The organism is Variovorax paradoxus (assembly GCF_022009635.1).
In the GTDB taxonomy this organism is placed as follows: Bacteria; Pseudomonadota; Gammaproteobacteria; order Burkholderiales; family Burkholderiaceae_C; genus Variovorax.
Window position 1 is genome coordinate 5,189,136 of sequence record NZ_CP091716.1, and the last position, 26,257, is coordinate 5,215,392.

At 65.9% G+C, this 26,257-nt stretch carries 30 protein-coding genes; 16 read left to right on the forward strand and 14 right to left on the reverse strand.

Annotated elements, in window-relative coordinates; translation table 11 throughout:
• The first annotated feature begins 111 nt into the window (after positions 1-111).
• Genes L3V85_RS23950 through L3V85_RS23970 form a run of 5 tightly spaced genes read left to right on the forward strand, consistent with a single transcriptional unit; the run spans position 112 to position 2,582 of the window.
• Positions 112-483, forward strand: a complete 372-nt coding sequence (locus L3V85_RS23950; protein WP_237675186.1) for a VOC family protein — start codon at positions 112-114, stop codon at positions 481-483.
• 6 nt (positions 484-489) lie between these two features.
• A complete protein-coding gene (locus L3V85_RS23955) occupies positions 490-939 on the forward strand; it encodes an EVE domain-containing protein (RefSeq protein ID WP_237675187.1) in 450 nt (149 codons plus the stop codon).
• Positions 940-952: 13 nt separating this feature from the next.
• The gene (locus L3V85_RS23960; protein ID WP_237675188.1) at positions 953-1,402 is read left to right on the forward strand and encodes a GyrI-like domain-containing protein; all 450 of its coding nucleotides are present in this window, start codon (positions 953-955) and stop codon (positions 1,400-1,402) included.
• Positions 1,399-1,872 (forward strand): MGMT family protein, encoded by a 474-nt coding sequence (locus L3V85_RS23965; protein ID WP_237675189.1) that lies wholly within the window; start codon positions 1,399-1,401, stop codon positions 1,870-1,872. Before L3V85_RS23960 ends, L3V85_RS23965 begins: the two co-directional genes overlap by 4 nt.
• On the forward strand, positions 1,872-2,582 hold the full coding sequence (locus tag L3V85_RS23970; protein ID WP_237675190.1) for a helix-turn-helix transcriptional regulator: 711 nt from the start codon (positions 1,872-1,874) through the stop codon (positions 2,580-2,582). Before L3V85_RS23965 ends, L3V85_RS23970 begins: the two co-directional genes overlap by 1 nt.
• A 15-nt stretch (positions 2,583-2,597) precedes the next feature.
• On the opposite strand, the gene dnaB is transcribed toward L3V85_RS23970, so the two are convergent.
• The 7 genes from dnaB to ppsA form a co-directional block, all read right to left on the reverse strand.
• Positions 2,598-4,004 carry a replicative DNA helicase gene (dnaB, locus tag L3V85_RS23975; RefSeq protein ID WP_237675191.1) on the reverse strand — a complete coding sequence of 469 codons (1,407 nt, stop codon included), beginning with the start codon at positions 4,002-4,004 and terminating at the stop codon, positions 2,598-2,600.
• Positions 4,005-4,174: 170 nt separating this feature from the next.
• Positions 4,175-4,627, reverse strand: coding sequence for a 50S ribosomal protein L9 (gene rplI / locus L3V85_RS23980; RefSeq protein WP_081270469.1), 453 nt, complete (start codon positions 4,625-4,627; stop codon positions 4,175-4,177).
• A 12-nt stretch (positions 4,628-4,639) separates the two neighbouring features.
• Positions 4,640-4,921 (reverse strand): 30S ribosomal protein S18, encoded by a 282-nt coding sequence (gene rpsR, locus L3V85_RS23985; protein ID WP_007830781.1) that lies wholly within the window; start codon positions 4,919-4,921, stop codon positions 4,640-4,642.
• A 21-nt stretch (positions 4,922-4,942) separates the two neighbouring features.
• Entirely contained in the window at positions 4,943-5,257 is a 315-nt protein-coding gene (gene priB, locus L3V85_RS23990; RefSeq protein WP_237675192.1) for a primosomal replication protein N, read from the reverse strand.
• A 4-nt stretch (positions 5,258-5,261) separates the two neighbouring features.
• Positions 5,262-5,636: a 30S ribosomal protein S6 gene (gene rpsF / locus L3V85_RS23995; protein WP_093125029.1), complete on the reverse strand. Its 375-nt coding sequence runs from the start codon at positions 5,634-5,636 to the stop codon at positions 5,262-5,264.
• Positions 5,637-5,752: 116 nt separating this feature from the next.
• Entirely contained in the window at positions 5,753-6,223 is a 471-nt protein-coding gene (locus L3V85_RS24000; protein ID WP_237675193.1) for a hypothetical protein, read from the reverse strand.
• Positions 6,224-6,349: 126 nt separating this feature from the next.
• On the reverse strand, positions 6,350-8,743 hold the full coding sequence (gene ppsA, locus L3V85_RS24005; RefSeq protein ID WP_237675194.1) for a phosphoenolpyruvate synthase: 2,394 nt from the start codon (positions 8,741-8,743) through the stop codon (positions 6,350-6,352).
• Positions 8,744-8,920: 177 nt separating this feature from the next.
• On the opposite strand from ppsA, the gene ppsR reads away from it, so the two are divergent.
• A complete protein-coding gene (gene ppsR / locus L3V85_RS24010) occupies positions 8,921-9,748 on the forward strand; it encodes a posphoenolpyruvate synthetase regulatory kinase/phosphorylase PpsR (protein WP_237675195.1) in 828 nt (275 codons plus the stop codon).
• A 49-nt stretch (positions 9,749-9,797) separates the two neighbouring features.
• Here ppsR and L3V85_RS24015 read toward each other — a convergent pair whose 3' ends face one another.
• From L3V85_RS24015 to ahpC, 7 genes are all read right to left on the reverse strand, one after another.
• On the reverse strand, positions 9,798-10,580 hold the full coding sequence (locus tag L3V85_RS24015; protein ID WP_237675196.1) for a heme ABC transporter ATP-binding protein: 783 nt from the start codon (positions 10,578-10,580) through the stop codon (positions 9,798-9,800).
• 20 nt (positions 10,581-10,600) lie between these two features.
• Positions 10,601-11,635: a FecCD family ABC transporter permease gene (locus L3V85_RS24020; protein ID WP_237675197.1), complete on the reverse strand. Its 1,035-nt coding sequence runs from the start codon at positions 11,633-11,635 to the stop codon at positions 10,601-10,603.
• Positions 11,632-12,531 (reverse strand): heme/hemin ABC transporter substrate-binding protein, encoded by a 900-nt coding sequence (locus L3V85_RS24025; protein WP_237675198.1) that lies wholly within the window; start codon positions 12,529-12,531, stop codon positions 11,632-11,634. The genes L3V85_RS24020 and L3V85_RS24025 overlap by 4 nt, the downstream gene beginning before the upstream one ends.
• Entirely contained in the window at positions 12,528-13,628 is a 1,101-nt protein-coding gene (locus L3V85_RS24030) for a hemin-degrading factor (protein ID WP_237675199.1), read from the reverse strand. The genes L3V85_RS24025 and L3V85_RS24030 overlap by 4 nt, the downstream gene beginning before the upstream one ends.
• Positions 13,629-13,665: 37 nt before the next feature.
• Complete coding sequence (locus L3V85_RS24035) at positions 13,666-15,879, reverse strand: TonB-dependent hemoglobin/transferrin/lactoferrin family receptor (protein ID WP_237675200.1); 2,214 nt, start codon at positions 15,877-15,879, stop codon at positions 13,666-13,668.
• A gap of 159 nt (positions 15,880-16,038) precedes the next feature.
• The gene (ahpF, locus tag L3V85_RS24040; RefSeq protein ID WP_237675201.1) at positions 16,039-17,595 is read right to left on the reverse strand and encodes an alkyl hydroperoxide reductase subunit F; all 1,557 of its coding nucleotides are present in this window, start codon (positions 17,593-17,595) and stop codon (positions 16,039-16,041) included.
• 89 nt (positions 17,596-17,684) lie between these two features.
• Positions 17,685-18,248, reverse strand: coding sequence for an alkyl hydroperoxide reductase subunit C (gene ahpC, locus L3V85_RS24045; protein WP_007830764.1), 564 nt, complete (start codon positions 18,246-18,248; stop codon positions 17,685-17,687).
• A gap of 261 nt (positions 18,249-18,509) precedes the next feature.
• On the opposite strand from ahpC, the gene bfr reads away from it, so the two are divergent.
• From bfr to L3V85_RS24095, 10 genes are all read left to right on the forward strand, one after another.
• Positions 18,510-18,986, forward strand: coding sequence for a bacterioferritin (bfr, locus tag L3V85_RS24050; RefSeq protein ID WP_056583098.1), 477 nt, complete (start codon positions 18,510-18,512; stop codon positions 18,984-18,986).
• A gap of 120 nt (positions 18,987-19,106) precedes the next feature.
• On the forward strand, positions 19,107-19,751 hold the full coding sequence (locus tag L3V85_RS24055) for a PepSY-associated TM helix domain-containing protein (protein ID WP_237675202.1): 645 nt from the start codon (positions 19,107-19,109) through the stop codon (positions 19,749-19,751).
• Between the two features lie 32 nt (positions 19,752-19,783).
• Positions 19,784-20,317: a DUF2271 domain-containing protein gene (locus tag L3V85_RS24060; protein WP_237675203.1), complete on the forward strand. Its 534-nt coding sequence runs from the start codon at positions 19,784-19,786 to the stop codon at positions 20,315-20,317.
• Between the two features lie 55 nt (positions 20,318-20,372).
• Positions 20,373-21,182 carry a DUF4198 domain-containing protein gene (locus tag L3V85_RS24065; RefSeq protein WP_237675204.1) on the forward strand — a complete coding sequence of 270 codons (810 nt, stop codon included), beginning with the start codon at positions 20,373-20,375 and terminating at the stop codon, positions 21,180-21,182.
• 14 nt (positions 21,183-21,196) lie between these two features.
• Positions 21,197-22,201, forward strand: a complete 1,005-nt coding sequence (locus L3V85_RS24070) for an FAD:protein FMN transferase (RefSeq protein WP_237675205.1) — start codon at positions 21,197-21,199, stop codon at positions 22,199-22,201.
• Complete coding sequence (locus L3V85_RS24075) at positions 22,198-23,565, forward strand: sulfite reductase subunit alpha (RefSeq protein ID WP_237675206.1); 1,368 nt, start codon at positions 22,198-22,200, stop codon at positions 23,563-23,565. Before L3V85_RS24070 ends, L3V85_RS24075 begins: the two co-directional genes overlap by 4 nt.
• A gap of 81 nt (positions 23,566-23,646) precedes the next feature.
• Positions 23,647-24,327 carry a Fe2+-dependent dioxygenase gene (locus tag L3V85_RS24080; RefSeq protein ID WP_237675207.1) on the forward strand — a complete coding sequence of 227 codons (681 nt, stop codon included), beginning with the start codon at positions 23,647-23,649 and terminating at the stop codon, positions 24,325-24,327.
• Between the two features lie 114 nt (positions 24,328-24,441).
• The gene (locus L3V85_RS24085; protein WP_081270483.1) at positions 24,442-24,714 is read left to right on the forward strand and encodes a (2Fe-2S)-binding protein; all 273 of its coding nucleotides are present in this window, start codon (positions 24,442-24,444) and stop codon (positions 24,712-24,714) included.
• 113 nt (positions 24,715-24,827) lie between these two features.
• Complete coding sequence (locus L3V85_RS24090) at positions 24,828-25,517, forward strand: energy transducer TonB (RefSeq protein WP_414080242.1); 690 nt, start codon at positions 24,828-24,830, stop codon at positions 25,515-25,517.
• A gap of 22 nt (positions 25,518-25,539) precedes the next feature.
• On the forward strand, positions 25,540-26,253 hold the full coding sequence (locus L3V85_RS24095; RefSeq protein WP_237675209.1) for a MotA/TolQ/ExbB proton channel family protein: 714 nt from the start codon (positions 25,540-25,542) through the stop codon (positions 26,251-26,253).
• Positions 26,254-26,257 lie beyond the last annotated feature (4 nt).

Below are 26,257 nucleotides of genomic sequence, written 5' to 3' on the forward strand. Positions count from 1 at the left end.
GAGCATCGCGGGCTTTTTTTCGCCTTGCCGACAGCCTACTGACAAGACGCTGTCAGTAGCCCGCCAGCACCATCAGGGCTCCTTCCCAACACACGAAAGAGAGCCCTCCAAATGCAAAACGCCATCAGCTGGTTCGAGATCCCGGTCGCCGACCTGGACCGCGCCCAAGCCTTCTACGAAACCGTGCTGGGCCGCAAGCTGCGCCGCGAGAACTTCGGCAACGACACGCTGGCAGTTTTCCCCCACGACAAGCCCGCCACGGGCGGCGCCCTGCAGGCCGGCGCGAGCGGCGCCGCGCGCGCCGGCACGGGTGTTCGCATCTATCTCGACTGCTCGCCCGGCATCGACGCCGTGCTGGCACGCGTCGAAGCGGCCGGCGGACAGATCGTCGGACCCAAGTCCGCGCTGCCGCCGGGCATGGGCTTCATCGCCTACCTGCGCGACACCGAAGGCAACGAAATCGGCTTGCACGCGCTGGACTGAACCGCCATGACGCAGCGAAACTGGATCGCCGTGGCCAGCGCCGAGCATGCCCGGCGCGGTCGCGACCACCAGCCCCTGGGTTTCATGCAGGTGGGGCACGGCAAGCACGCGCCGCTCAAGCGGCTCTCGCCCGGGGACCGCGTGGCCTACTATTCGCCGGCCACGGTGTTCGGCGGCACCGACAGGCTGCAGAGCTTCGTCTCGATCGGCATCGTGCAGTCCGGCGAGCCCTACGAGTTCGACATGGGCAACGGCTTCGTGCCGTGGCGCCGAGACGTGGCTTACGCGGCCTCGCACGAGGCCCCCATCGCACCGCTGATCGAACGCCTCGCCTTCATCGAGAACCCCAAGCAATGGGGCTACAAGTTCCGCTTCGGCATGTTCGACGTCAGCGACGCCGACATGCAGCTGATCGCCAAAGCCATGAAGGCCGAGTCGAAGACACTATTGTTTTGAGGAGAAGAAATACATGGAACCCATCCGCCAGCACGTCGACGCCTTCCGCGTCTCGGGCCTCACCGTCCGCACCACCAATCGCGAAGAGAGCGACCCAGCCACCGCTCGCCTCGGCGCGCTGTGGGGGCGCTTCTTCGGTGAGGAGACCTACGCGTCGACACCCAATCGCACGGCCGACACGCGCATCTTCGGCGTCTACTCGGCCTACGAATCGGATGCCAACGGCGCCTTCGATGTGACGGCGGGCGTTGTCGTCACGGATGGGGAAGGCAGCATTCCCATCGAGGCCGGCAACTATCTGGTCTTCAACGGCCAGGGTGAGATGCCGCAGATGGTGATCTCCACCTGGCAGCGCATCTGGCAATATTTCGAGGCGCACCCGAACGTCGCGCGCAGCTACCGCAGCGACTTCGAGGCCTATGAAGGACCGGACAAGGTAGCGATCCACATCGGAGTTGCATGAGCCTGAAAAAGAGCTGGCGCGAGAGACTGGCCAGCTACCCTCACCTGCCGAACGTGAAGGAGATTCCCGCCGCCATGCGCCCCCGGCGCGGCGAAGGGACCATCGCCACGCCATCGCCGCAGGAAGTCGAAGCCGCGATGCGCGGCGTGCCCGAAGGCCGCCTCGCAACCGTCATGGGCATCGGCGAGGACATTGCGGCGCGTCATCACGCCACCATCGGCTGCACCGTGACCACGGCGATCTTCGCGCACATGGTCGCGCACGCGACCGAAGAAGCGCCGCCTACGCATCCAGTGGAGCGCACGCCCTGGTGGCGCACGCTCAAGATCGGCGGCGAACTCAATCCGAAGTACCCCGGCGGCATCGAGGCGCAGATGTCGAAGCTCGAGGCCGAGGGCCACACGGTCGTGCAGCGCGGCAAGCGCTACTTCGTCGAAGGCTTCGCGAAGAAGCTCACCGGAACACGCTGATGCGCCGCGCCGACCGCCTCTTCCAGATCGTGCAGCTCATTCGCGGGCGGCGCCTGACCACGGCCGCGTTCCTGGCGCAGCGCCTGGAGGTGTCGGAACGCACCGTGTACCGCGACGTGGCCGACCTGCAGCACCAGGGCGTGCCCATCGAGGGCGAAGCCGGCATGGGCTACCGACTGGGCGCGGGCTTCGAGCTGCCGCCGCTGATGTTCACGCAGGACGAGGCCTCGGCGCTGGTGGCCGCGGCGCGGCTGGCGCAGAGCTGGGTCGATCCGGCGCTGGCGCGCGACATCGAGACCGGCCTCGGCAAGATCCTGTCGGTGCTGCCCCCTGCGGCGAGGGTGTCCGCGGAGGCGCTGGCGCTCTATGCCCCAGCGCTGGGCCTGGAGCCCGCCCTGCGCGCGCGGCTGCAGACGCTGCGAGAAGCCGTGCAGTCGCACAACAAGCTGCGGCTGGCCTACCGCGACGTGTCGGGCGACGCCAGCGAGCGCACGGTGCGGCCGCTGGGCTGCTTCTACTGGGGCAAGGTCTGGACGCTGTCGGCATGGTGCGAGCTTCGCAACGATTTCCGCGGCTTCCGGCTGGACCGCATGGAGGCCATCGAGCTGCTGTCCGATCGATTTCGCGACGAGTCCGGCAAGACGCTGGCCGACATGCTGCGGGCCTTGAATGTCGAGAAGGTGCAGGGGCAGATCCTGCCGATCAAGTAGGCAGGCCCGCTCCGCTCAGTACTGCTCGTTGTGGCTGTAGCTTGCGAGATTCTCGAACTTGGTGATCGGCTTCAGGAAGGCCAGCTTGACGGTGCCCGTGGGACCGTTCCGGTGCTTGCTGATGATCACCTCGGCAACGCCCGGCTCCTTGCTGTTCTTGTCGTAGTAGTCGTCGCGGTAGATGAACATGATGATGTCCGCGTCCTGCTCGATGGCGCCGGATTCGCGCAAGTCGCTCATCATGGGGCGCTTGTCGGTGCGGCTTTCCACGCCGCGGCTGAGCTGCGACAGCGCGATCACCGGGCACTTGAGTTCCTTGGCCAGCATCTTCAGGCCCCGCGAGATTTCGCCCACGGCCGTGGCACGGTTCTCGTCGCCTGAACTGCTGGTCGACATCAGCTGCAGGTAGTCGACCACGATCAGGCCGAGGCGCCCGTACTGGCGTGCCAGCCGGCGTGCATTCGCACGCAGTTCGCTGGTCGAGAGGCCCGGCGTTTCATCGATGTGCAGCGACACGGTACGCAGCTTCTCGATGGCCTCGGTCAGGCGCGGCCACTCCTCGTCGCTGAGCTTGCCGGTGCGCAGGTGGCCTTGGTCGATGCGGCCGATCGAGCCCACGATACGCACCGCCAGCTGCGAGGCGCCCATTTCCATCGAGAACACCGCGACCGGCAGTCCCTCTTCGAGCGCGACGTGCTCGGCGATGTTGATCGCGAGCGAGGTCTTCCCCATCGACGGACGCGCGGCCAGCACGATCATGTCGCCGGGCTGCAGGCCCGAGGTCATCTTGTCGAAGTCGTGAAAGCCGGTGCGGATACCCGTGATGTCGTTCGGGTTCTCGGCCATCTCGGTCACGCGGTCGAGCAGTTCGACCACCAGGGCGTCCATGCTCTGGAAGCCCTGCTTCATCCGCGTGCCTTCTTCGCCGATGTTGAAGATCTTCTGCTCGGCTTCGTCCAGGATCTTGTCGACCTGCTTGCCCTGGGGATTGAAGGCCTGCGTCGCGATCTCGTCGGCCGCGGACACCAGCTTTCGCAGGATCGAGCGCTCGCGCACGATCTCGGCATAGCGCCGGATGTTGCTGGCGCTGGGCACGTACTGCGCGAGCGAGTTCAGGTAGACCAGCCCGCCGATCTCGTCGGCCTTGCCGAGGTTCTGCAGCTGCTCGTAGACCGTGATCACGTCAGCCGGCTTGCTGGCATTGATCAGCCCGCCGATGGCGGCGTAGATCAGCTTGTGTTCGTGCCGGTAGAAGTCGCCGTCGACCAGCAGGTCGCCCATGCGGTCCCAGGCCCCGTTGTCGAGCAGCAGACCGCCGAGCACGCTCGATTCGGCCTCGATGGAATGAGGCGGAATGCGCAGTTGGGCGATCTGGCGGTCGGCCGACGGGTCATTGTCGGCATAGGAGAAAACGGCGGACATGGACTTCCCTTGCAACCCTGCATGCTAAGCCGCGCACGCCGATGCGTGTGTGGACAAGGTTGTGAATAAACGGTGATCTTCCGGTGCAGCGCACTGGACAACCCGCGCGCGGAAAAAGAAAAGCCGCCCGAAGGCGGCTTCTGCTGCAGCGCACAAGGCGCTGTGAGCGATCAGGCGGTTTCGCCGTAGACCGTCACGGTGATGTCGACCACCACGTCGGTGTGCAGGGCAACGCTCACGGTGCTGTCGCCGACGACCTTGATCGGGCCGTTGGGCAGGCGAACCTGCGACTTGACAACCTTGTAGCCTTGCTTGCCCAGCTCTTCGGCGATGTCGCCGTTGGTGACCGAGCCGAACAGACGGCCGTCGACGCCAGCCTTTTGCGTCAGCTTGATGGTCGTGCCACCGAGCTTTTCGCCTTGAGCTTGCGATTCGGCCAGCTTGGCGGCCGCAGCCTTTTCGAGTTCGGCGCGCTTGGCTTCGAATTCGGCCTTGTTGGCGGCGGTGGCGCGGCGGGCCAGGCCCGTCGGGATCAGGAAGTTGCGAGCGTAGCCGTCCTTGACCTTGACGATATCGCCCAGGGCACCGACGTTGACAACCTTGTCCAGAAGAATGATTTGCATGGTCAGGGCTCCTTAGACGCGGTGCTGGTCGCTGTACGGCACCATGGCCAGGAAGCGTGCGCGCTTGATGGCGGTGTTCAGCTGGCGTTGGTAGATCGCGCGCGTGCCGGTCAGGCGGGCGGGGATGATCTTGCCGTTTTCGCTGATGAAGTCACGCAGCGTGTCGATGTCCTTGTAGTCGATTTCTTCGACGCCAGCGACGGTGAAGCGGCAGAAACGCTTGCGCTTGAACAGCAGCGACTGAGTGTTGCGCTTCGGGCGCTTGTCTTTGTTGAATTTCTTGAACGTGGCCATTTGAGGACCTCTTTTCGAAAATTAATCTTGCTGAAAATCCTGGATATGCAGGACCGGATGCTTGCCGTTGCCCGGTGTCGCGAGAAAGCCCTGAAAACGCCAGAGACTTCCCATCGACTGCTTTGCGAGCCGTTCGGCGATTGCGCCGAAGGCCACGGCCTTGAGGGCCGTTCTGACCTGCCGGGGCTTACCTTCTTCCTGGAGCGTCGACTCGTGTTCGAGCTTCAGGTCGATGGCGGGCAAGCCGGCCGGCGTGAATCGCAAGGCTCCGAGTTCGGCAACGGCGGCGGTCAGCAGAAGCTGGTTGACCCCGGTTGCCGCAGCGGCAGCAGTCACACCATCAGTTGTTGTTGGCGGCGTATTCGGCCTGCTGGGCCTTGCGAGCCTCTTCGCGCTCGACCGTCTTCATCATCGACGAAGGACCGGTGTCGGCCTTCTTCTTCTGAACGGTCAGGTGGCGCAGCACGGCGTCGTTGAACTTGAACGCGTGTTCGAGTTCGCCCATCACGGCTTGTTCGGCTTCAATGTTGACGCACAGGTAGTGGGCCTTGTTGAGCTTGTTGATCTGATAAGCCAGCTGACGGCGGCCCCAGTCTTCAACGCGGTGGATCTTGCCGCCGCCGGCCGTGATCAGGCCCTTGTAGCGCTCCAGCATGGCCGGAACTTGTTCGCTCTGATCCGGGTGGATCAGCAAAATGATTTCGTAGTGACGCATGGCACTCCTTGTGGATTCTTCCGAAGAAGAGGAAAAGCCACCTGCAGCGTCTGGCGCAGTGTGGCAAGGCAAAGCCGGCGATTATAGCCCTGTATTCCGCACTCCGGCAAGGAGGTTCAGTCGTCGAGGGCCTTGTCCAGGGCGGCGGCCTTCTCCGGACCGACCGCTGCGCGGATCTTCGGCGCCAGCGCCGCCAGGTCGTCATAGCTGGTCGTGCCCTCGACCTGGAGGTTGAGCCGAAAGCCCATCAGCCCCAGGCTGCCGGTGAGCTGGGTGGCGATGGGATAGGCGTCCTTGTAGCGCTGCTGCTTGCTGCGGCCGGAGCCTCCGGCGGCCGGCTTGGGCTCCTCAACTGCGGGCGCGCCCGCGGCAACCGGCTCCACAGCCTTGCCACCGACAGGCGCCAGCACGCCGAGCGAGATCATCTGGTCGATGTCTTCCCGCGCAATGCCCATGCCCGCGGCAAGCACATCGTCGACCGAGCGCTTGCCGTCGAACAGGATGAACGCCGAGCGCTGGCGCGGCGACAGCGGGACCGAGCGGTCTTTAAGGGCTTGGTGGCCCGCTTCGGTCTTGAGAAGAATCATGGTGGTCCCCGTTCCGGGATTCGCCCGTGAGTTCTCTCAAGTCTGGCATCAATTACGCAATTTGTTGCAGAAACGCGCCTGCGGCGCGGGAATCCCCCATGGGGGATTTCCGCAATCCGCCGGGCTTCAGCGCTTGGCGAGCTGCTGCCAGGTGTCGATCACGCTGTCGGGGTTCAGCGAGATCGACTCGATGCCCTGCTCCGCCAGCCACAGCGCGAAGTCCGGGTGGTCGCTGGGGCCCTGGCCGCAAATGCCGACGTACTTGCCCTGCGACTTGCAGGCCTTGATGGCGCGGCTCAGCATGGCCTTGACGGCCGGGTCGCGCTCGTCGAAGTCGGCAGCCAGCAGCTCGAGACCCGAATCGCGGTCCAGGCCCAGCGTGAGCTGGGTCAGGTCGTTCGAACCGATCGAGAAGCCGTCGAAGAACTGCAGGAACTCGTCGGCCAGGATGGCGTTGCTCGGCACTTCGCACATCATGATCAGCTTGAGCTCGTTCTCGCCGCGCTTGAGGCCATGTTCGCCGAGCAGGCCGGTCACGCGCTCTGCCTGGCCCAGCGTGCGCACGAAAGGCACCATGATCTGCACGTTCGTCAGGCCCATGTCGTTGCGCACGCGCTTGAGCGCCTCGCATTCCATGGCGAAGGCTTCGCCGAAATCGGCGCTCAGGTAGCGCGCGGCGCCGCGGAAGCCCAGCATCGGGTTCTCTTCTTCCGGCTCGTAGCGGCTGCCGCCGATGAGCTTGCGGTACTCGTTCGACTTGAAGTCGGACAGGCGCACGATGACAGGCTTGGGCCAGAACGCGGCGGCGATGGTCGCGATGCCCTCGGCCACCTTGTCCACGTAGAACGCGCGCGGCGAGGCGTGGCCGCGAGCAACCGACTCGACGGCCTTCTTCAGGTCGTTGTCGACGTTCGGGTAGTCGAGGATCGCCTTCGGGTGCACGCCGATGTTGTTGTTGATGATGAACTCGAGGCGGGCCAGGCCCACGCCGTGGTTCGGCAGCTGAGCGAAGTCGAAGGCGAGCTGCGGGTTGCCCACGTTCATCATGACCTTGAGGTCGATCTCGGGCATCACGCCGCGCTGCACCTCGGTCACTTCGGTCTCGAGCAGGCCGTCGTAGATGAAGCCGGTGTCGCCTTCGGCGCAGCTCACGGTGACCAGCGTGCCGTCCTTCAGCAGGTCGGTGGCGTCACCGCAGCCGACCACGGCCGGAATGCCGAGTTCACGCGCGATGATGGCCGCATGGCAGGTCCGCCCGCCGCGGTTGGTGACGATGGCGGCGGCACGCTTCATGACCGGCTCCCAGTTGGGATCGGTCATGTCGGTGACGAGCACGTCGCCGGCCTGCACCTTGTCCATTTCGCTGATGCTGTGCACCAGACGCACGGGGCCGGTGCCGATCTTCTGGCCGATGGCACGGCCTTCGGCCAGCACCGCGCCCTTGCCCAGCAGCTTGTAGCGCTGCTCGGCCTTGCCCTGCTGCTGGCTCTTCACCGTCTCGGGACGTGCCTGCAGGATGTAAAGGTGGCCGTCGGTGCCGTCCTTGCCCCACTCGATGTCCATCGGGCGGCCATAGTGCTCCTCGATGACCAGCGCGTACTTGGCCAGTTGCTCGACATCGGCATCGCTCAGCGAGTAGCGGTTGCGGTGCTCGGCCTTGACGTCGGTGGTCTTGACGAGCTTGCCGCTCGCCTTTTTCTCTTCGGGCGTCGCGAACTCCATCTGGATCAGCTTGGAACCGAGGTTGCGGCGGATCACGGCCTTCTTGCCGGCCCTCAGGGTCGGCTTGTGCACGTAGAACTCGTCGGGGTTGACGGCGCCCTGCACCACCGTCTCGCCCAGGCCGTAGCTGGAGGTAATGAAGACCACGTCCTCGAAGCCCGATTCGGTGTCGATGGTGAACATGACGCCGGCGGCGCCGAGGTCGGAGCGCACCATGCGCTGCACGCCGGCCGACAGCGCGACCACGTCGTGCTCGAAGCCCTTGTGAACGCGGTAGCTGATGGCGCGGTCGTTGTAGAGGGAGGCGAACACCTCCTTCATCTTGTGCAGCACGTCCTCGATGCCGACCACGTTCAGGAAAGTCTCTTGCTGGCCGGCGAACGATGCGTCGGGCAGGTCTTCGGCGGTGGCCGAGGAACGCACGGCGAACGAGGCCGCCGGGTTGCCGGCGCTCAGCGCGGCGAAGGCTTCGCCGATGGCTTTTTGCAGGTCGGCCGGGAAAGGCTGGGCCTCGACCATGGCGCGAATCTCGGCGCCGGCGGCGGCCAGGGCGCGCACGTCTTCGGTGTCCAGCGCGGCCAGGCGCTTGCTGATCTTGTCGGCCAGGCCGTCGTGGGCCAGGAACTGGCGGAATGCGTGCGCCGTGGTCGCGAAACCGGTCGGCACACGCACGCCTTGCGGCAGCTGCGAGATCATTTCGCCGAGGCTGGCGTTCTTGCCGCCAACCGCCTCGACGTCGGTCATTCTCAGATTTTCAAACGGTACGACCAGGGCGGTCGCGTCGAAAAGTGCAGACATGGGGAAGCTCCAGAAGTTGAAACCGGTGCTGCATGCAGACGGCGCGGCACGATCGTTGTCGTTGCTTTGGGTGCGGGCGCGGTGTGCATGGAAAGAATTGGGGGTGGGAAGCGGATTCCCGATAATGGCCCGGATTGTAGGCGTGGCGAGGTTGCCCGCGCCGCAGGACAAGGCCGCATGACCACGCATTCACGCACAGTTTTCTTCATTTCCGACGGCACCGGCATCACCGCCGAGACCTTCGGCAACGCCGTCCTGGCCCAGTTCGAGATGAAACCGCGCCACGTCCGGCTGCCTTTCACCGACACGGTCGACAAGGCCCACCAGGCGGTGCGGCAGATCAACCACACCGCCGAACTCGAGGGCGTGCGCCCCATCGTCTTCACGACGCTGGCCAACATGGACGTGCTGGAAGTCATCGAAACCGGCTGCAAGGGCATGCTGCTGGACATGTTCGGCACCTTCGTGCGGCCGCTGGAAATCGAGCTGGGCGTGAAGTCCAACCACCGCATCGGCCGCTTCAGCGACGTCAGCAAGAGCAAGGAATACAACGACCGCATCGCCGCGATCGACTTCAGCCTGCAGCACGACGACGGCCAGAGCAACCGCGACCTCGAGGGCGCAGACGTGATCCTGGTGGGCGTGAGCCGCAGCGGCAAGACGCCGACTTCGCTCTACCTGGCGATGCAGCACGGCCTGAAGGCGGCCAACTACCCGCTGATTCCGGAAGATTTCGACCGCCGCCAGCTGCCGCCGGCCCTGACGCCGCACCGCAAGAAGATCTTCGGCCTGACCATCCAGCCCGACCGTCTCAGCGAAATCCGCAACGAGCGCCGGCCGAATTCGCGCTACGCCAGCATCGAGAACTGCCGCCACGAAGTGAGCGAGGCCGAGGCGATGATGCGGCGCGCCGGCATCCGCTGGCTGTCGACCACCACCAAGTCGATCGAGGAAATCGCGACGACGATCCTCCAGGAGCTGCGGCCCGAGCGGCTGACGTACTGAATCCGCTATCTTTTGGATAGCAGAAAGCGCCCGGCGCCCGGGCGTTTCTTCAGCCGAACAGGTACTGGACCGTGCCGTCGGCGCTCGTCACCGGCTGGCAGGGCGTGCCCCACACCGCCTCGATCAGCGCCGGCTCCAGCACCTCGGCCGTGGCGCCCTGCAGCAGCCCGCCTGAAGCGCCGCCCAGCACCACTACCTCGTCGGCATAGCGGCGGGCAAGGTTCAGGTCGTGCAGCACGGCCACCACGCCCACGCCCCGCCCGGCCCAGGCGCGCAGCAGGCGCATGGCCGAATGCTGGTGCGCCAGGTCGAGCGCCGCGGTGGGCTCGTCGAGCAGCAGCCAGCGGCTTGCACCGTCGGGCCGCGGGTGCCACAGCTGGGCGAGCGCCCGCGCCATATGGGCCCGGGCTTTTTCGCCGCCCGACAGCGTGTTGAGAATGCGCGGCGCCAGCGCCAACACGTCGGTGAGCGCCATCGCCTCGGCAATGATCGCGTCCTCGTCGTGCCCCGGCGCGCGGCGGTGCGGATAGCGCCCCAGCGCGACGATTTCCTGCGCCGTGAAGTCGAAGGCCACCGCGCTTTCCTGCGGCATCAGTGCCCGGCGCAAGGCCAGCGCCGGCATGCCGTGGGCGTCGAGCGGCCGGCCGTCGAGCATGACCCGGCCCTGCGTCGGCACGCGCTGCCCGGCCAGCACCGAGAGCAAGGTCGATTTGCCCGCGCCGTTCGGGCCGAGGATGGCCGTCACCCGCCCCGGCGCCAGCGTGACCGAGGCGTTGGCCAGCAGCGTCTTCGTACCGATGCGGACTTCGACGTCCTGGCAGCTCAGCGGCATCGGATCCCGTTCCGCGCCGCTCATATGCGCCCCTTGAAGTGCCGCAGCATCCACAGGAACATCGGCACGCCGATGAACGCGGTGAGCACGCCCAGCGGCAGTTCCGCAGGCGCCATCACCGTGCGAGCCACAGTATCGGCGGCCAGCACCAGCGCGGCGCCCAGCAGCGCGGACGCGGGCAGCACCACGCGGTGGTCGGGCCCCGCCACCATCCGCACCCAGTGCGGCGCGATCAGCCCGATGAAGCCGATGATCCCGGTCGTCGCCGTGACCGCCCCCACGGCAACGGCCGTGACCACGATGGCGCGCCGCTTGGTGCGCTCCACGTCCACGCCCAGCAGCGCCGCCTGCGCCTCGCCCAGCGCGATGGCGTTCAGCGGCGCGGCCAGCGACCGCGCCGCCACGCAGGCCAGCGCCACGGCGGCGGCCACCAGCAGCACCGCGCTCCAGCGCGCGCCACCCAGGCTGCCGAGCAGCCAGAACTGCAGGCTGCGCAGCTGCTCGTCGGTCGCCATCACGCTCAGGAAGCCGAGCCCCGCGCCGGCCAGTGCATTGACCGCGATGCCCGCGAGCAGCATCAGCGCCATGCGCGTGCCGCCCTCGCTGCGCGACAGGCCGTAGATCAGCAGAGTCACCGACAGCCCGCCGCCGAAGGCCATGAGCACCAGCGTCCAGCTGCCGAGCGTGCGCGGCAGCACCGGCCAGAACCAGGCGCCCAGCACGATCGTGACGCCCGCCGCCAGCGCGGCGCCGCTGCTGATGCCCACCAGCCCCGGGTCGGCCAGCGGATTGCGGAAAAGCCCCTGCATCAGCGTGCCCGCCATGCCGAGCCCGGCACCGGCGGCCACGCCGAGCACGAGACGCGGCAAGCGGATGTTGAGGAACACCAGGTGCTCGGGCGACTTGTCGGCGCCCTGCCCCAGCGTCATCAGCACGTTCCAGAGTTGGGAAAGGCTGATGGCATACGCGCCCGACACCGCGCCCGCCACGAAGGCGGCGACGAGCAACAGCGCGCTGCCGCCCAGCACGGCCCGGGCCGAGAAGCGCTGCGTCATGCCACGGAGGCCAGGAATTTCTCGTGCAATTCAGCGACGGCCGCCGGCGTGCGCGGGCCGAAGCCCAGCAGCAGCAAGGCGTCCTGCATGATCAGGCTGCGCTTCTTGAAGGCCGGCGTGAGCGCGAGTTCGGGGCGCTGCCAGAACTTGTCGACGCCGCCGTGGGCCTCGATGCTCTGGGTGCTGGTGAGGATGATGTCGGGCGCGGCGCTGGCCATGGCTTCGGCCGTCATCGGCCGATAGCCGGAGAAACCGCCGAGCGCGTTGACACCGCCCGCGTAGCCGATCATCGAATGCGCGGCGGTCTTCTCGCCCGAGACCTGCGGGCTGGCACTGTGCGACAGCACGAACAGCACGCGCGGCTTGCGCCCCTTGGCGCCGGCAACGCGCTGCTGCACCTGGCTCCACTCGGCGTCGAGCTTCGCCTGCAGTTCGCGCGCCTGCGCTTCGCGCGCGGCGGCGCGGCCCACGGCCTGCACCTTGCGCTGCACTTCGCCCCAGCTGTGGTCGGCTTCGATGATCTCCACCTTGACGCCGGCGCTGCGGATCTGGTCGAGCACCACCGTCGGGCCCGATTCGTTGGTGGCGATGATCGCGTCGGGCTTCAGCGAGAGCAGCCCTTCCGCCGACAGCTGGCGCATGTAGCCGACCTTGGGCGTGGCTTGCGCGGCGGCCGGGTAGAGGCTGGTGGTGTCGGTGCCGACAAGCTGCGCCTCGGCGCCCAGCAGGTAGACCACCTCGGTGATCGCTCCGCTGACGGTCACGAGCCTGGGCAGCTTGGCCGCGCCCTGTGCGAACGCCGGCAGCGCGGCGGCGCCGAGGGCCGTGGCCGAGAGCAGGCGCAGTACGTCGCGGCGCTGCGGAAAGCGGGCGTTCATGTGCTGGAACCCGGTCATGGCTGCTGGGCGGCAGGTTGCAGGCGCGGCAGTTCGCTCACGATGCGGCGCCACTCTTCGCGCTCCGGCACGCCGGGCTTGCGCGCGCCGAAGAACATCGCCATCAGTTCGCCACTGCCATCAAAGGCTTCGACGGAAGTCACGATGCCGTCGCTGGTCGGCTTCTCGACGATCCAGACGCTGGCGATGCGGTCTTCACGCAGATGCAGGTTGAAGCCGGGATCGAGCACGTTGAGCCAGCGGATGGGCGGTGCGTTTTCGTCGGCGCCGCGCATTTCGAGCGGCTCGATGCGCACCACCGGCCCGGAGTGGATCTGGATGCAGCCCGGGCTGCCGACGAACACCATGATGGGCGTGCCGTCGAACGAGGCTTCCTGCAGCAGCTCGCGCACCGCGCTCGGTTCGGCGCGTTGCGTGAACTCGCCTTCGGTCAGGCGAAAGCTCTGCTGGCGCTCGACCTTGAACTTGTTCAGCAGGCCGAAGAACTCGTGCGTGTCCTGCATTGCACGCCACGCGTCAGACAGGCCGCCGACGTCGATGGCGCTGTCTTCGAGCGGCGCGGCCTTGGCCTCGGCGGGCACGAAGGCCACCGGCTCGTCTGGCGCGGTGAAGCTGGCGACCACGGACTGGAAAGCATCGCGGTCGGTCGCATCGCGCGCGAAGATCTTGTGCACGGCCACGCCCTGCGCATCGAAGAACTGCAGGCTCAGCGAAGGCGGCACGCCCGCATTGGCGGCCGCCTCGCTCACCGCGAAGCCCGCGTGCCAACGACTGAAGAAAAGCCGCAGGTCGATGGCCTCGCCCAGCGCGAGCCCCATCGCCTCGCTGCCAGAGACTTTCTCGTAGACACCGGTCTTCTCGTGCACCGTGGTCTCGTTGCGCGTGAGCGCGAGCACGGGACCGCACAGCTCCAGGGCCTGCAGCAGTTCGACCCAAGGGCCGCGCAGGCGCGTGGCGCTCAAGGCCTTGTCGTGCGCGCCCGTGTGGGCGGCCACGGCCGCGCCCTCGGGCAGGCCCATGGCCGCGGCGGCGTCCTTGTGGCGCATGCCCTTGGCGCGCAGGCTGGCGAAACGTTCTCGGATGTCTTGTGCGTTCATCGGGTTTTCCTGTTGTCGAAAGGCTGATGCGGTGTGCTCAGAAGTCCGCCACGAGCGACACGTTGAAGCTGCGGCCGGGCTGGGTGTAGGCGTCGCGGATGGTCGAGGTGGAGGTCAGGCCGCGCACGTCGCTCCACATCCAGTAGCGCTTGTTCGTGAGGTTCGTGACCGACGCGTTCAGGCGCAGGTCCTTGCGGATGCGCCACTGCGCGCTCACGTCGAAGGTGGTGGCCGCCGGCGTCTGGAACTGGGTGCCGGTCGTGACCTCGGTGGGGTCGATGTCGGACCACTTCTTGCGCGAATGATTCACCGCGTCGAGGCGCACCATCCACACCGGCGCCTGGTACTTGATGCCGATGGCGGCCTTGCTCGGGTCGATGGAATTCAGCGGCCGGTTGTTGGTGCGGTCGCGGCCACGGGTCTGGCCGTAGGCGAAGGGCACGGAGAAGCCGTTGCCGTTGTCGGTGAAGTCGAGCTCGCCCTTGATCTCGAAACCGCTGATGCGCGCGCGGCCGATGTTCACCGACTGGAAGGTCGCCGGGTTGGTACGCGAGCCGAACACGCCGCCGACCTGGCGGTCGTTCTCGATCAGGTCCTTGTAGTCGCCGGTGAACGCGGCCACGTCATAGCTCAGCACGCCGGTGCGCCCGCGCATGCCGAGTTCGATGTTCTGGCTCTTCTCGGGCTTGAGATTCGGGTTGGGAATCGTCTTGTAGCCGGAGATCACGTTCTCGAAGAAGTTGTTGACCTGGAAGGCGTTGGGCGCCTTGAAGCCCGAGGCGTAGTTGCCGTAGATGCTCCACTGCGGCGTGGCGCGGAACAGCACACCCAGCTTGGGCGACACGGCCGAGCCCGACAGCGACACGGCCTGCGCACCGAAGCCGGCCTGCTTCGCGTCGAGCGAGAAGCGGTCGAAGCGGATGCCGGGCGTGATGCTCCAGCGGTCGTGGATGAACTCGTCCTGCACGTAGAACGCGGACGAGGTCTCGCGCGTGTCGGGGAAGCGCTTGAGCGGATAGGTCTCGCCGGCCGGCGGCACCAGGCCGGTCTGCAGGTTCTCGACGTTGGTGCGGGTGTAGTCGAAGCCGTAGGTGATCTTCTGCGCCCAGTCCCCCATGCGCACCGTCTTGTCGGCCTGCAGGCCGAACTGCCAGGTGGCCTCGTCGTAGGTGACGTCGCGCGTGCGGTCGGCGGCCGTGTAGCGGTCTTCATAGATGAACTCGCGCGACTTCGCCTTCTGGTAGCTCACCACCGCGAGCAGGCTGTCGGCCACGGCGGAATCGATGCGCAGGCGGCCGTCGTAGGTGAAGCGGTCGCGCTGCAGGTCGCTCTTGGCGTTCAGGCCGATGACCGATGTCGAGGCGTATGGCGGCTTCGAGAGGCCCGAGAGCAGGTCGTAGCGGCTGGTCTTGTCGATGTGCTCGAAGGTGAAGCCGTGGCGCTGGTCGGCGTTGGGCGTGAGGATGACCTTGGCCAACAGGGCCTTGTTCCGGTCGCGCTGCGGATTGGGCGTGGTGCGGTCGGCATTGGCGGCGTTGTTGGTGCCCATGTTTTCCAGCGCGCTGGCACGGCCCATGTTGGCCGAGATGAGCCACTGCATGGTGTCGTTGGCCTTGCCCGCCAGCGTGACGCCGCCATGCGTGCCGTTGTCGTCGCCGCTGTAGCCGATGTTGGCGCTGCCGCCGAAGGTCTTGCCGTCGCGCAGGTAGGACGACGGGTCGCGCGTGATGAAGTTCACCAGGCCCGCAAGGCCGTCGGAACCGTACAGCGCGGAGGCCGGGCCCTTGATGATCTCGATGCGCTCGACCAGGCTGATGTCGAAGTAGTCGCGGCCGAAGGCGTTGGCGCTGAAGACGTAGCTGCGCGGTGTGCGGATGCCGTCGGTCAGCAGCAGCACCCGGTTGCCGTCGAGGCCCCGGATGTTGAAGCCGGCGTTGCCGTCGCGGCCGGTGTTGCCCTGCGCCAGGCCGAAGCGCGCGGGCGCCCGCTTGACCGACACGTTGGGCAGGTCGCGCACCGCGTCGCGGATGTCGGTGATCTGCTTGGACTCGATGTCGTCGCGGCTGATGACCTCGGTGCTGACAGGCAGGTCGTCACGCGACTGCTCGGAGCGCGAGCCGCTCACCACCACTTCGTTGAGCGCCGCCACGCGCTGGGCCCACGAAGGCGCGGCAAGGCCGAGGCCCGAGGCGATCAGGCAGGGCAGGAGAGCGAGGCGATGGGAACGGCGGAGGTTGGTTTTTGCGGCCACGAAAAAGGTCCAGAAACAGTTGAAAAACTGCTTGCTGGACCTCGGGACGCAGGCAACCCTGCACGGACGATCTGGCTGGCAATGAGGGGCCCCAGCGCTGTAGGACCCAAGCCCGTTATTTTATGAGAATAATTCTCAACTAAACAACCAAATGCTTACTTATGCTGGGGCCGAAGTGCGGATCAGGTGGTCAAAAGCACCCAGCGCCGCCTTCGCGCCGTCGCCCGCCGCGATGATGATCTGCTTGAACGGCACCGTGGTGGCGTCGCCTGCCGCGAACACGCCGGGCACCGACGTCTGGCCGCGTGCGTCGACAATGATTTCTCCGTGCTTCGACAGCTCGACCGTGCCCTTGAGCCAGTCGGTGTTGGGCACGAGGCCGATCTGGATGAACACGCCTTCGAGCTCCACCGTCTTCAGTTCGCCCGTCGCGCGGTCCTTGAAGACCAAGCCGTTGACCTTCTGGTCGCCGGTGATCTCGGTGGTCTGCGCATTGGTGAAGATGTCGACGTTCTTCAGGCTCTTGAGCTTGCGCTGCAGCACGGCGTCGGCGCGCAGTTGCGTGTCGAACTCGATCAGCGTGACATGGCCCACGATGCCGGCCAGGTCGATGGCCGCCTCGACGCCCGAGTTGCCGCCGCCGATCACCGCGACGCGCTTGCCCTTGAACAGCGGGCCGTCGCAGTGCGGGCAGTAGGCCACGCCCTTGTTCTTGAACTCGTGCTCGCCGGGCACGTTGATGTTGCGCCAGCGAGCGCCAGTCGAAATGATCACCGTCTTACTCTTGAGCGAGGCGCCGCTTTCGAGCTGCACTTCGATCAGGTCCTGGCCCGGCACCAGCGCCTTGGCGCGCTGCAGGTTCATGATGTCGACGTCGTAGTCGCGCACATGCTCTTCTAGGGCGTGGGCGAACTTCGGCCCTTCGGTTTCCTTGATCGAGATGAAGTTCTCGATGCCCATGGTGTCGAGCACCTGGCCGCCGAAGCGCTCCGAGGCCACGCCGGTGCGGATGCCCTTGCGCGCGGCGTACACGGCTGCCGCGGCGCCAGCGGGGCCGCCGCCGACGATCAGCACGTCGAATGCATCCTTGCCGGCGATCTTCTTGGCTTCGCGCTCGACGCCGCTGTTGTCGATCTTGGCGAGGATTTCTTCCAGGCTCATGCGGCCCTGGCCGAATTCGGTGCCGTTCAGGAACACGGTCGGCACGGCCATGATCTGGCGTTCCTTGACTTCGTCCTGGAAGGTGCCGCCTTCGATCATGGTGGCGCGGATGCGCGGGTTCTGCACCGCCATCAGGTTCAGCGCCTGGACCACGTCGGGGCAGTTGTGGCAGGTGAGCGAGACGTAGATTTCGAACTCGAAATCGCCGTCGAGCGCCTTGATCTGGTCGAGCACGGCCTGCTCGACCTTCGGGGGATAGCCGCCGATCTGCAGCAGCGCGAGGATCAGCGACGTGAATTCATGGCCCATGGGCAGGCCGGCAAAGCGCGGGCCGTGGTTTTCGCTCGGGCGATTGACCGAGAACGAGGGCTTGCGATGGTTGTCGTCGCGGCTTTCGGTCAGCTTGACCAGCGGGGACGATTCGGCCACGTCCTTCAGCAGCGACAACACTTCGCCCGAGGCCTTGCTGTCGTCGAGCGAGGCGACGATCTCGATCGGCTGCGTGGCGCGTTCGAGGTAACTCTTCAATTGGGCTTTGGTGTTTGCGTCGAGCATGAGGGACTCTCTTTCGATAACTGGAAACTATCAACTGGGGACAAAAAAGCCCGGGGCCTCGTGAGCGCCCGGGCTTTCGCGCGGGGCGCTTAGATCTTGCCGACGAGGTCGAACGACGGGGCGATCGTCTTGTCGCCTTCATTCCACTTGGCCGGGCAGACTTCGTTCGGGTGCGCGGCGGTGTAGACGGCTGCCTTCAGCTTGCGCAGGGTTTCCTTGACGTCGCGGGCGATTTCGTTGGAGTGCACTTCGGCGGTCTTGATGATGCCTTCGGGGTTGATCACGAAGGTGCCGCGCAGAGCCAGGCCTTCTTCGGGGATGTGCACGCCGAAAGCGTTGGTCAGCGTGTGGGTCGGGTCGCCCACCAGCGGGAACTTGGCCTTGCCGACGGCCGGCGAGGTGTCGTGCCAGACCTTGTGCGAGAAGTGCGTGTCGGTGGTCACGATGTAGACCTCGGCACCCAGCTTCTGGAATTCGGGGTAGTTGTCGGCCGCGTCTTCGACTTCGGTCGGGCAGTTGAAGGTGAATGCCGCGGGCATGAAGATCAGCACGGACCATTTGCCCTTCAGCGTCTCGTCGGACACATCGATGAACTTGCCGTTGAGGTAGGCCTGGGTCTTGAAGGGCTGGACTTGAGTGTTGATCAGGGACATGGTGATTCCTTGGATGCTACGGGTGGACAAAAATAAGTGCGAGCCATGAGTATAACTACCAATTCAACTCATTTAATAGTCAACATCTATTAAAAGTATTGGAGCTTGCTATGTTCCCGATGGCCCGCGACACACCTCTGACACGATTCAATACGAACGTGTATCACGATCAAACGCATGCAGACCGGCGCAGCATGGGATTGCTTGCAAGTGCATGTTCACCACTCTGACAATCACCGCTTTCAGAACAAGGAAAAAACCATGAAGGGCGACCCCAAGGTCATCGAACATCTGCAGGCGCAGCTCAAGAACGAGCTGACCGCGATCAACCAGTACTTCCTGCACTACCGCATGCTCAAGCACTGGGGTCTGGACAAGCTGGCGAAGAAGGAATACGAGGAATCGATCGGCGAAATGAAGCACGCCGACAAGCTGATGGACCGCATCTTCATGCTCGACGGCCTGCCGAACCTGCAGGACCTGGGCAAGCTGAACATCGGCGAAGACGTGCCCGAGCTGCTGCGTTGCGACCTCGGCGCCGAGACCGGCGCTCAAGCCACCATCAAGGACGGCATCGCGCATTGCGAATCCGTGCGCGACTATGTCTCGCGCGATCTGCTGCAAGAGATCCTGGACGACACCGAAGAGCACATCGACTTCCTCGAGACGCAGATCGACTTGATCGACCGCGTCGGCCTGCAGAACTACCTGCAGTCGCAGATGGGCGAACTCGAATAAGCAAAGCCTTTACGCTTTCCAGCCAACGGGACCTCGGTCCCGTTTTTTATTGCTTTACGTAACTTAACCACCCTCAATTAGCAGTCATTCTCATCTGCGCAGATAGAATCCGCGCCTTCGATGACTGCCGCCCACGCTGACAACCGACGCCGCGCCTATTGGCTCAAGACCCTGCATGAATGGCACTGGGTCAGCTCGGCGATCTGCCTGATCGGCATGATCCTTTTCAGCATCACAGGCTTCACGCTGAACCATGCCGGCCAGATCGAGGCCAAGCCGGCCGTCACCAAGCGCAGCGGCACAGTTGACGAAGCCTTGCGCGCGCAGCTCGAAAAGCAACTGCCCGCCGCCAAGGCCGAGAAGGGCAAGGCCCCCCTGCCCGCCGAACTGCAAGCCTGGGTCCAGCAGCACTGGGACATCGCCACAGCCGGCCGCGACGCCGAGTGGTCGGACGACGAAATCTATCTTTCGCTCCCCCGCCCTGGCGGCGACGCCTGGCTGCGCCTGAGCCTGACCGACGGCGAGATCGAATACGAGCGCACCGACCGCGGCTGGCTCTCCTACTTCAACGACCTCCACAAGGGCCGCAACACCGGCGCTGCGTGGAGCTGGTTCATCGACATCTTCGCGGGCGCCGCGCTGGTCTTCTCGATCACCGGCCTGTTCATTCTCAAGATGCACGCCGGCAACCGCCCGTTCACCTGGCCCATGGTCGGCATGGGGCTGGTGGTGCCGGTGCTGCTCGCGCTGCTGTTCATTCACTGATCCATTCATCGTTTCCAGAAAAAGAGGTTTCCGTGCACGTTCGCTACTCACTCGCGCCGCTTGCCATGTCGGCACTGTTCGCGGCCCCGGCCTTCGCCGCGGGGCTGGCGGTCAATATCGAGATTCCGCGGCTGAACGTCTCCGAGTACCACCGCCCCTACGTGGCGACCTGGATCGAGCGCGCCGACAACACCGTGGCCGGCACGCTGGCCGTCTGGTACGACGTGCGCACCAAGACGAACAACCCCGAGGGCGAAGGCACGAAATGGCTGAAGGACCTGCGCCAGTGGTGGCGCCGCGGTGGCCGTGAACTCGCAGTGCCGGTCGACGGCGTGACGGGCGCAACCAAGCCCGCCGGCAAGCACCAGCTGAGCTTCACCGAAGGCACCGCACAGATGCCGAAGCTCGCCCCCGGCGCCTACAAGCTGGTGGTGGAAGCCGCACGCGAAGTGGGCGGCCGCGAGGTCGTGAGCATTCCGTTCCAGTGGCCGCCGACCGCCGCCGCGCTGCCGACCGTTTCCGGCAAGGAAGAGCTCGGCGAGATCAAGCTCGAACTCAAGCCCTGACCAAGCCGCCCGACCGCCCTTCACCGCCAGCCCGTCACTTCCAGGATCCAACAACATGACCCATCTCAACCTGCGCGCCGCCGGCCTCGCCATCGCCCTCACCGCCATCGCTTCGCTGGCCCAGGCGCACAACGCCTGGCTGCTGCCCTCGTCCACCGTGTTCTCCAAGGCGGACACCGTTTCGGTCGACGCCGCCGTGTCGAACGACCTGTTCGTCGCCAACCACGCGCCGCTGCGCCTGGACGGCCTGCAGATCACCGCGCCCGACGGCAGCACCGTCAAGCCCGAGGCCGAAGCCAAGCTCAAGCTGCGCAACGTATTCGATGTGAACGTGGCGCAGACCGGCACTTACCGCATCGCGGTGATCAACGCCGGCGCGTTCGCAAGCTGGAAAGACAAGGCCACGGGCCAGACCAAGCGCGCACGCGGCACGGCCGAGAGCATCGCCAAGGAAGTGCCCGCCGATGCGACGGACGTGACCATCACGCAGTCGTCCGGCCGCATCGAGACCTTCGTGACCGTCGGCAAGCCCTCGGCGCTCAAGCCGGTCGGCCAGGGTCTGGAACTGATCGCCGCGGGCAGCCCGACCGATCTGGCCAAGGGCGAGAAAGCCACGTTCACGCTCAACCTGGACGGCCAGCCCGCGAAGGGCCTCGAAGTGACGGTGACGGCAGGCAACACGCAATACCGCGACAAGCTCGAGGAACTCAAGCTGAAGACCGACGACAAGGGCCAGTTCAGCGTGACCTGGCCGGCCGCCGGCATGTACTGGCTCGACGCCAGCACCAAGGACAGCAAGACCACGGTGCCGCAAGCCAAGGAGCGCCGCCTGAGCTACGCGGCCACCCTCGAAGTGATGCCCTGACGCGGCAAGCGACCTTGGGCCTTTCGTTCAGCACCTGGCGCGCCGGTGGCTACGCCAACGCGGCCGTCCCTCGCCCCGCCGATCCCGCCAGCCTTCAGCAGTTGGCCGGCCAGACGATGGGCACCACCTGGTCGCTGCGTTTCGACAACCCTCGGATGCTGCCGCTGACGCTGGTGCGCGAGGCTGTCGAGGGGGCGCTGGGTACGGTGGTCGCGCAGATGAGCCATTGGGAGCAGGACTCGGACATCAGCCGGATCAACAGCGCCCCCGCCGGGTCGCGCCATGTGCTGCCGAAAGAATTCGGCGAGGTGATGCGCTGCGCCGCGTCATGGGCAGCCGCCAGTGGCGGTGCGATCGATCCGACGGTGGGCTCTCTGGTCGCTTGCTGGGGCTTCGGCCCCGAGGCCAATGAAGCCGGCTTGCCTGCGGCTCAGGCGCTCGCCGAAGCCCGTTCGCAGGTCGGCTGGCATCGGCTGGCTTTCGATGCGGCCGATGTTTCGCTGACGCAGCCAGGCAGTGTTGCGCTCGATCTTTCCGGCATCGCCAAGGGCTTCGCGGTCGACCATGGTACGGAGACGCTGCAGGCGCTGGGGCTGGCCGACTTCCTGTTCGAAATCGGCGGTGAGCTGCGGGGCGTCGGACGGCGTCCGGGCGGACAGCCGTGGCAGGTGCAGGTCGACAGCGGCCTGGCCGCCGCGCAACGCATCGCGCTGGCGGACATGGCCGTCGCGACCTCCGGCGACCGCTGGCACCAACGGGCGCATGAAGGCAAGCGCTGGTCGCACACCATCGACCCGCGCACCGGCGAGCCCGTCGCCCATGCGTTGGCGAGCGTGACCGTGGTGCACCCGCGATGCATGCAAGCCGACGCGCTGGCCACCGTGCTGACGGTGCTGGGCCCCGACGAGGGCCAGGATTTTGCCGAACGGCACGGTGTCGCTGCGTTGTTCGTGAGTCATGGCGATCCGTCACCTGCCGTGCGAGCCACGAGCAACTGGCCTGCGCAAGTCCGGGCATGAACGAGGCCGCATGGCGCGCGCTTGGCGCGAGCTCTTCCGTGATCGCCTATGGCGCACTCTGCACTGCCATCTATGTGCGTGAGCGCCGAAGAAAGGCTGCTGCAGTGCGCGCCGCGGCCGCGCTGTCGGCCGACAGCCACGACGAACCACCTACGCTCGTTGTGTTCGCCAGCCAGACAGGCCAGGCGGAGGCCATCGCCTGGCAGACGGCAAAGCAGTTGCGAGCCGCCGGCACGCCCGTGCGGGTTATGGAATTGAACGCGCTTGATGCCGCGACCCTCGGCACCGCGGGTCGCGCTCTCTTCATCGCGAGCACCTACGGCGAAGGCGATGCGCCCGATGGCGCCAGCGTCTTCTGCGAGCAGGTGATGGGTTCGCCGCCAGCGCTGGGCTCGCTACGGTACGCGGTGCTCGCGCTGGGCGACCGGCAGTACGCCAACTTCTGCGGCTTCGGCCGCGCGCTCGACGAGTGGCTGCATGCGGCAGGCGCCGCGCGCGAGTTCGAACGCATCGAGGTCGACAACAGCGATCCCGGCGCCTTGGCCGAATGGCAGGCCCGATGGGGCTCTTCGGACGCCGTAGCAACCGCCGAAGAGCCGGATAACGCATTCGCGCAGTGGCGGCTGGCCAGCCGGGAGCTGCTCAACCCCGGCAGCGCCGGTGCCCCGGTCTTTCACCTGGGGTTTGTGCCCCAGGCGGGGCCAATGCCGCATTGGAGCTCCGGCGATCTGGCCCAGGTCGCCATCGCGAGCGATCCCACGCATCCGCGTGACTACTCGATTTCGTCGCTGCATTCCGACGGCGAGCTGCAACTGCTGGTGCGCCAGGAGCAGCACCCGGACGGCACGTTGGGCGCCGCGTCGGGCCTGCTGACCTCGACCCTCACGGTCGGCGACACCGTGGCGATGCGCCTGCGGCCGCACCGGGGTTTTCGTCTTGACGGAAACGAAGCCCGACCGCTGATCCTGATCGGAAACGGCACGGGCTTGGCCGGACTGCGCGCCCACCTGCGCGCACGGGCGGCCGCCGGTCGGCACGACAACTGGCTGATATTTGGCGAGCGCCAGCAAGCCCACGACTTTCTCTGCCGACAGGAAATCGAAGCCTGGCAGGCCCAGGGCATGCTGCGGCGGCTCGATATGGTGTTCTCGCGCGACCAGCCTGAGCGCTTTTACGTGCAGCATCGGCTGCTGCAATCGGCCGATACCTTGCTCCAATGGCTGCGGGACGGCGCGGCGATCTATGTCTGCGGCAGCCTGAAGGGCATGGCTTCGGGGGTGGACGCCGCCTTGCGCCAGATTGCCGGCGAGGATCTGGTGCGCGAACTGTCGGCCAGCGGGCGCTATCGCCGCGACGTCTATTGAAAACCGGCCATCGGTCGAGGCGGTGCGACACTTGAAACCCGGCCCATGTCGGGGCTTTTCTGACTGCGGAATTCTTTACAAATGATGCTGCATGTGCCCGGGGTGCTGAGCCCCGATCAGGTTCGCCAGATGCGTACCGCGCTCGACGCCGCGGCCTGGACCGATGGCCGCGAGACCGTCGGCGACCAAGGCGCCCAGGTCAAGCACAACCGGCAGTTGCCGGAGCAGTCGCCTGTCGGCCGCGAACTCGGCAGGACGGTGCTGGCGGCGTTGGCCCGGAATCCTCTCTTCTTCTCTGCCGCGCTGCCGCTTCGCTTCGTGCCGCCGCTTTTCAACCGCTACGAAGGCGGCGAAAACTACGGGGTTCATGTCGACGGCGCCGTCAGGGCCGTACCGGGCAGCGGAGAGCAGTTGCGGACGGACCTGTCCTGCACGCTTTTTCTCTGCGAACCGGAAGACTACGAAGGCGGCGAGCTGGAGGTGATCGACACCTACGGCTCGCACGAGGTGAAGCTGCCGGCCGGGGATCTCATTCTTTACCCAGCCAGCAGCCTGCACCGGGTCCACCCGGTGACCCGGGGCGCGCGCGTGTGCTCGTTCTTCTGGCTGCAGAGCATGGTCCGGAGCGACCAGCAGCGCGGCATGCTTTTCGAGCTCGACCAGAGCATCCAGAAGCTGCGCGCTCGCCTGGGCGAATGCGAGGAAACGGTGTCGCTGACAGGCCACTATCACAATCTGCTGCGGCTCTGGTCGGACATCTGACTCATGCTCGCAGAGGCTGCATGAATCGGTAACACCATAGTTATTGCAAATGCGATGAATTCTTATTTATAATCAGCCACATCCAACAGCCAGCCAACTGCCGCTTTCACCGCCATGATCGTTTGCGTCTGCCGCCGAGTCTCCGACCGCGAAATCGCACGTCACGTGCGTGCCGGCATGACTTTCGACGAAGTCCAGTTCGAACTCGGCGTGGCCACCCAGTGTGGCCAGTGTGAAGGTTGTGCGCGCGATATCGTCGCGCAGTGCAGCGCTTCGCATCCGGTCGCCGCCTTGAATTGCGAGCCGGGTCCGAGAGCGATCCAGCTTGCCAACTCCATCAAGGAAAGCAAGGCATGGAACTCGTCTCGGCACTCGGCGGCAGCCTGATCCTGGTCGCAGGTTCGGTCTGGTGGATTTTCCGAAAGTAACGCCGGTAGCGTCTTCGTAGCGGTTTTGCTGCAATCGTGGCACCTTTCCAGGTGTCCGTATTCGAATGGTTGATCGTGTCTGACCGCTTTGCCCCTCCCCCCTCCGTCCTCGGCCTCTCGCGCAATGTCGTCATTGCCGGAAGCGTCATCGTTTTTCATGCGGCCGCGCTCTGGGCACTGCAAAGCGGACTGCTCCGGCGCGCCGCGGAAGTGGTGATTCCGGTCGAGATCCTGAGCCAATTCGTCGAACCGCCGAAGCCGAAGGTCGATCCCCCGCCTCCGCCCCCACCGCCGCCTCAACCTAAGGTGACGAAGGCTCCGCCCCCGCCGCGGCCCCAGGCCATTCGCGAGCCGAAGCCCACGCCGGCGCCCCAGGCACCCGTTGGCGTCACGGAGCCGCCGCCGCCGGCCGCTCCCCCGGCACCGCCCGCTCCGCCGGCGCCACCCGCACCGCCGCCGGCTCCGCCAGCACCTCCCGCGGTGCAGCTGCCCTCGAGCAACGCCGACTACCTGCAGAATCCCAAGGCGACCTACCCGGCCATGAGCAAGCGGCTCGGCGAGCAGGGCAAGGTCATCGTGCGGGTGCTCGTCGGCGTGGACGGGCTGCCCAAGAGCGCCGAAGTCAAGAAATCCAGCGGCTTCGATCGCCTCGACGAAGCCGCCGTGGAATACATCCTGAAATGCCGGTTCGTGCCCGGCAAGGTCAATGGGGTGGTGCAGGCCATGTCCTATGACGCCCCCGTCAACTACGTTCTGAACTAATTTTTCTCTGGAGCAACTTCGTATGGATTCCCAATTTGGCTTGATGAACGTCTGGAACCAAGGCGACTTCGTCACCAAGGCCGTGGCTGTGCTGCTGATCGGCATGTCGCTCGCGTCGTGGATCGTGATCATCGTCAAGGCACTCGACGTCATCCGCTACAAGCGCCTGGCCAAGCATTCGCAAGACTTCTGGCACAGCGAAGATTTCGCGACCGCCCTGAACAAGCTTGGCAAGGACGACAGCAACCCCTTCCGCGCGCTGGCCCTCGAAGGCCGCGAAGCCGCGGCGCACCACCGCAACACCAAGGCCCATCTGCATGACGCGCTGGACGTGAGCGACTGGATCACGCGCGCCCTGCGCAACGGCATCGACGCGTTCACCGCACGCCTGCAGACCGGCTTGGCCATCCTGGCGTCGGTCGGCTCGACCGCTCCCTTCATCGGCCTGTTCGGCACGGTCTGGGGCATCTACCACGCACTGATGAGCATCGGCTCGGCCGGCCAGGCGACCATCGACAAGGTGGCCGGCCCCATCGGTGAAGCACTGATCATGACGGCGCTGGGCCTGGCCGTGGCCATTCCCGCGGTGCTCGGCTACAACGCACTGGTGCGCGGCAACAAGTTCGTGCTGACCAAGCTGAATGCTTTCGCGCACGACCTGCACGCCTACTTCGTGACCGGCGCCCGCGTTCAGAGCGGTAGCGAAGCCATCGTGGTTCCGCTCAAGAAGGGCTGAGCAT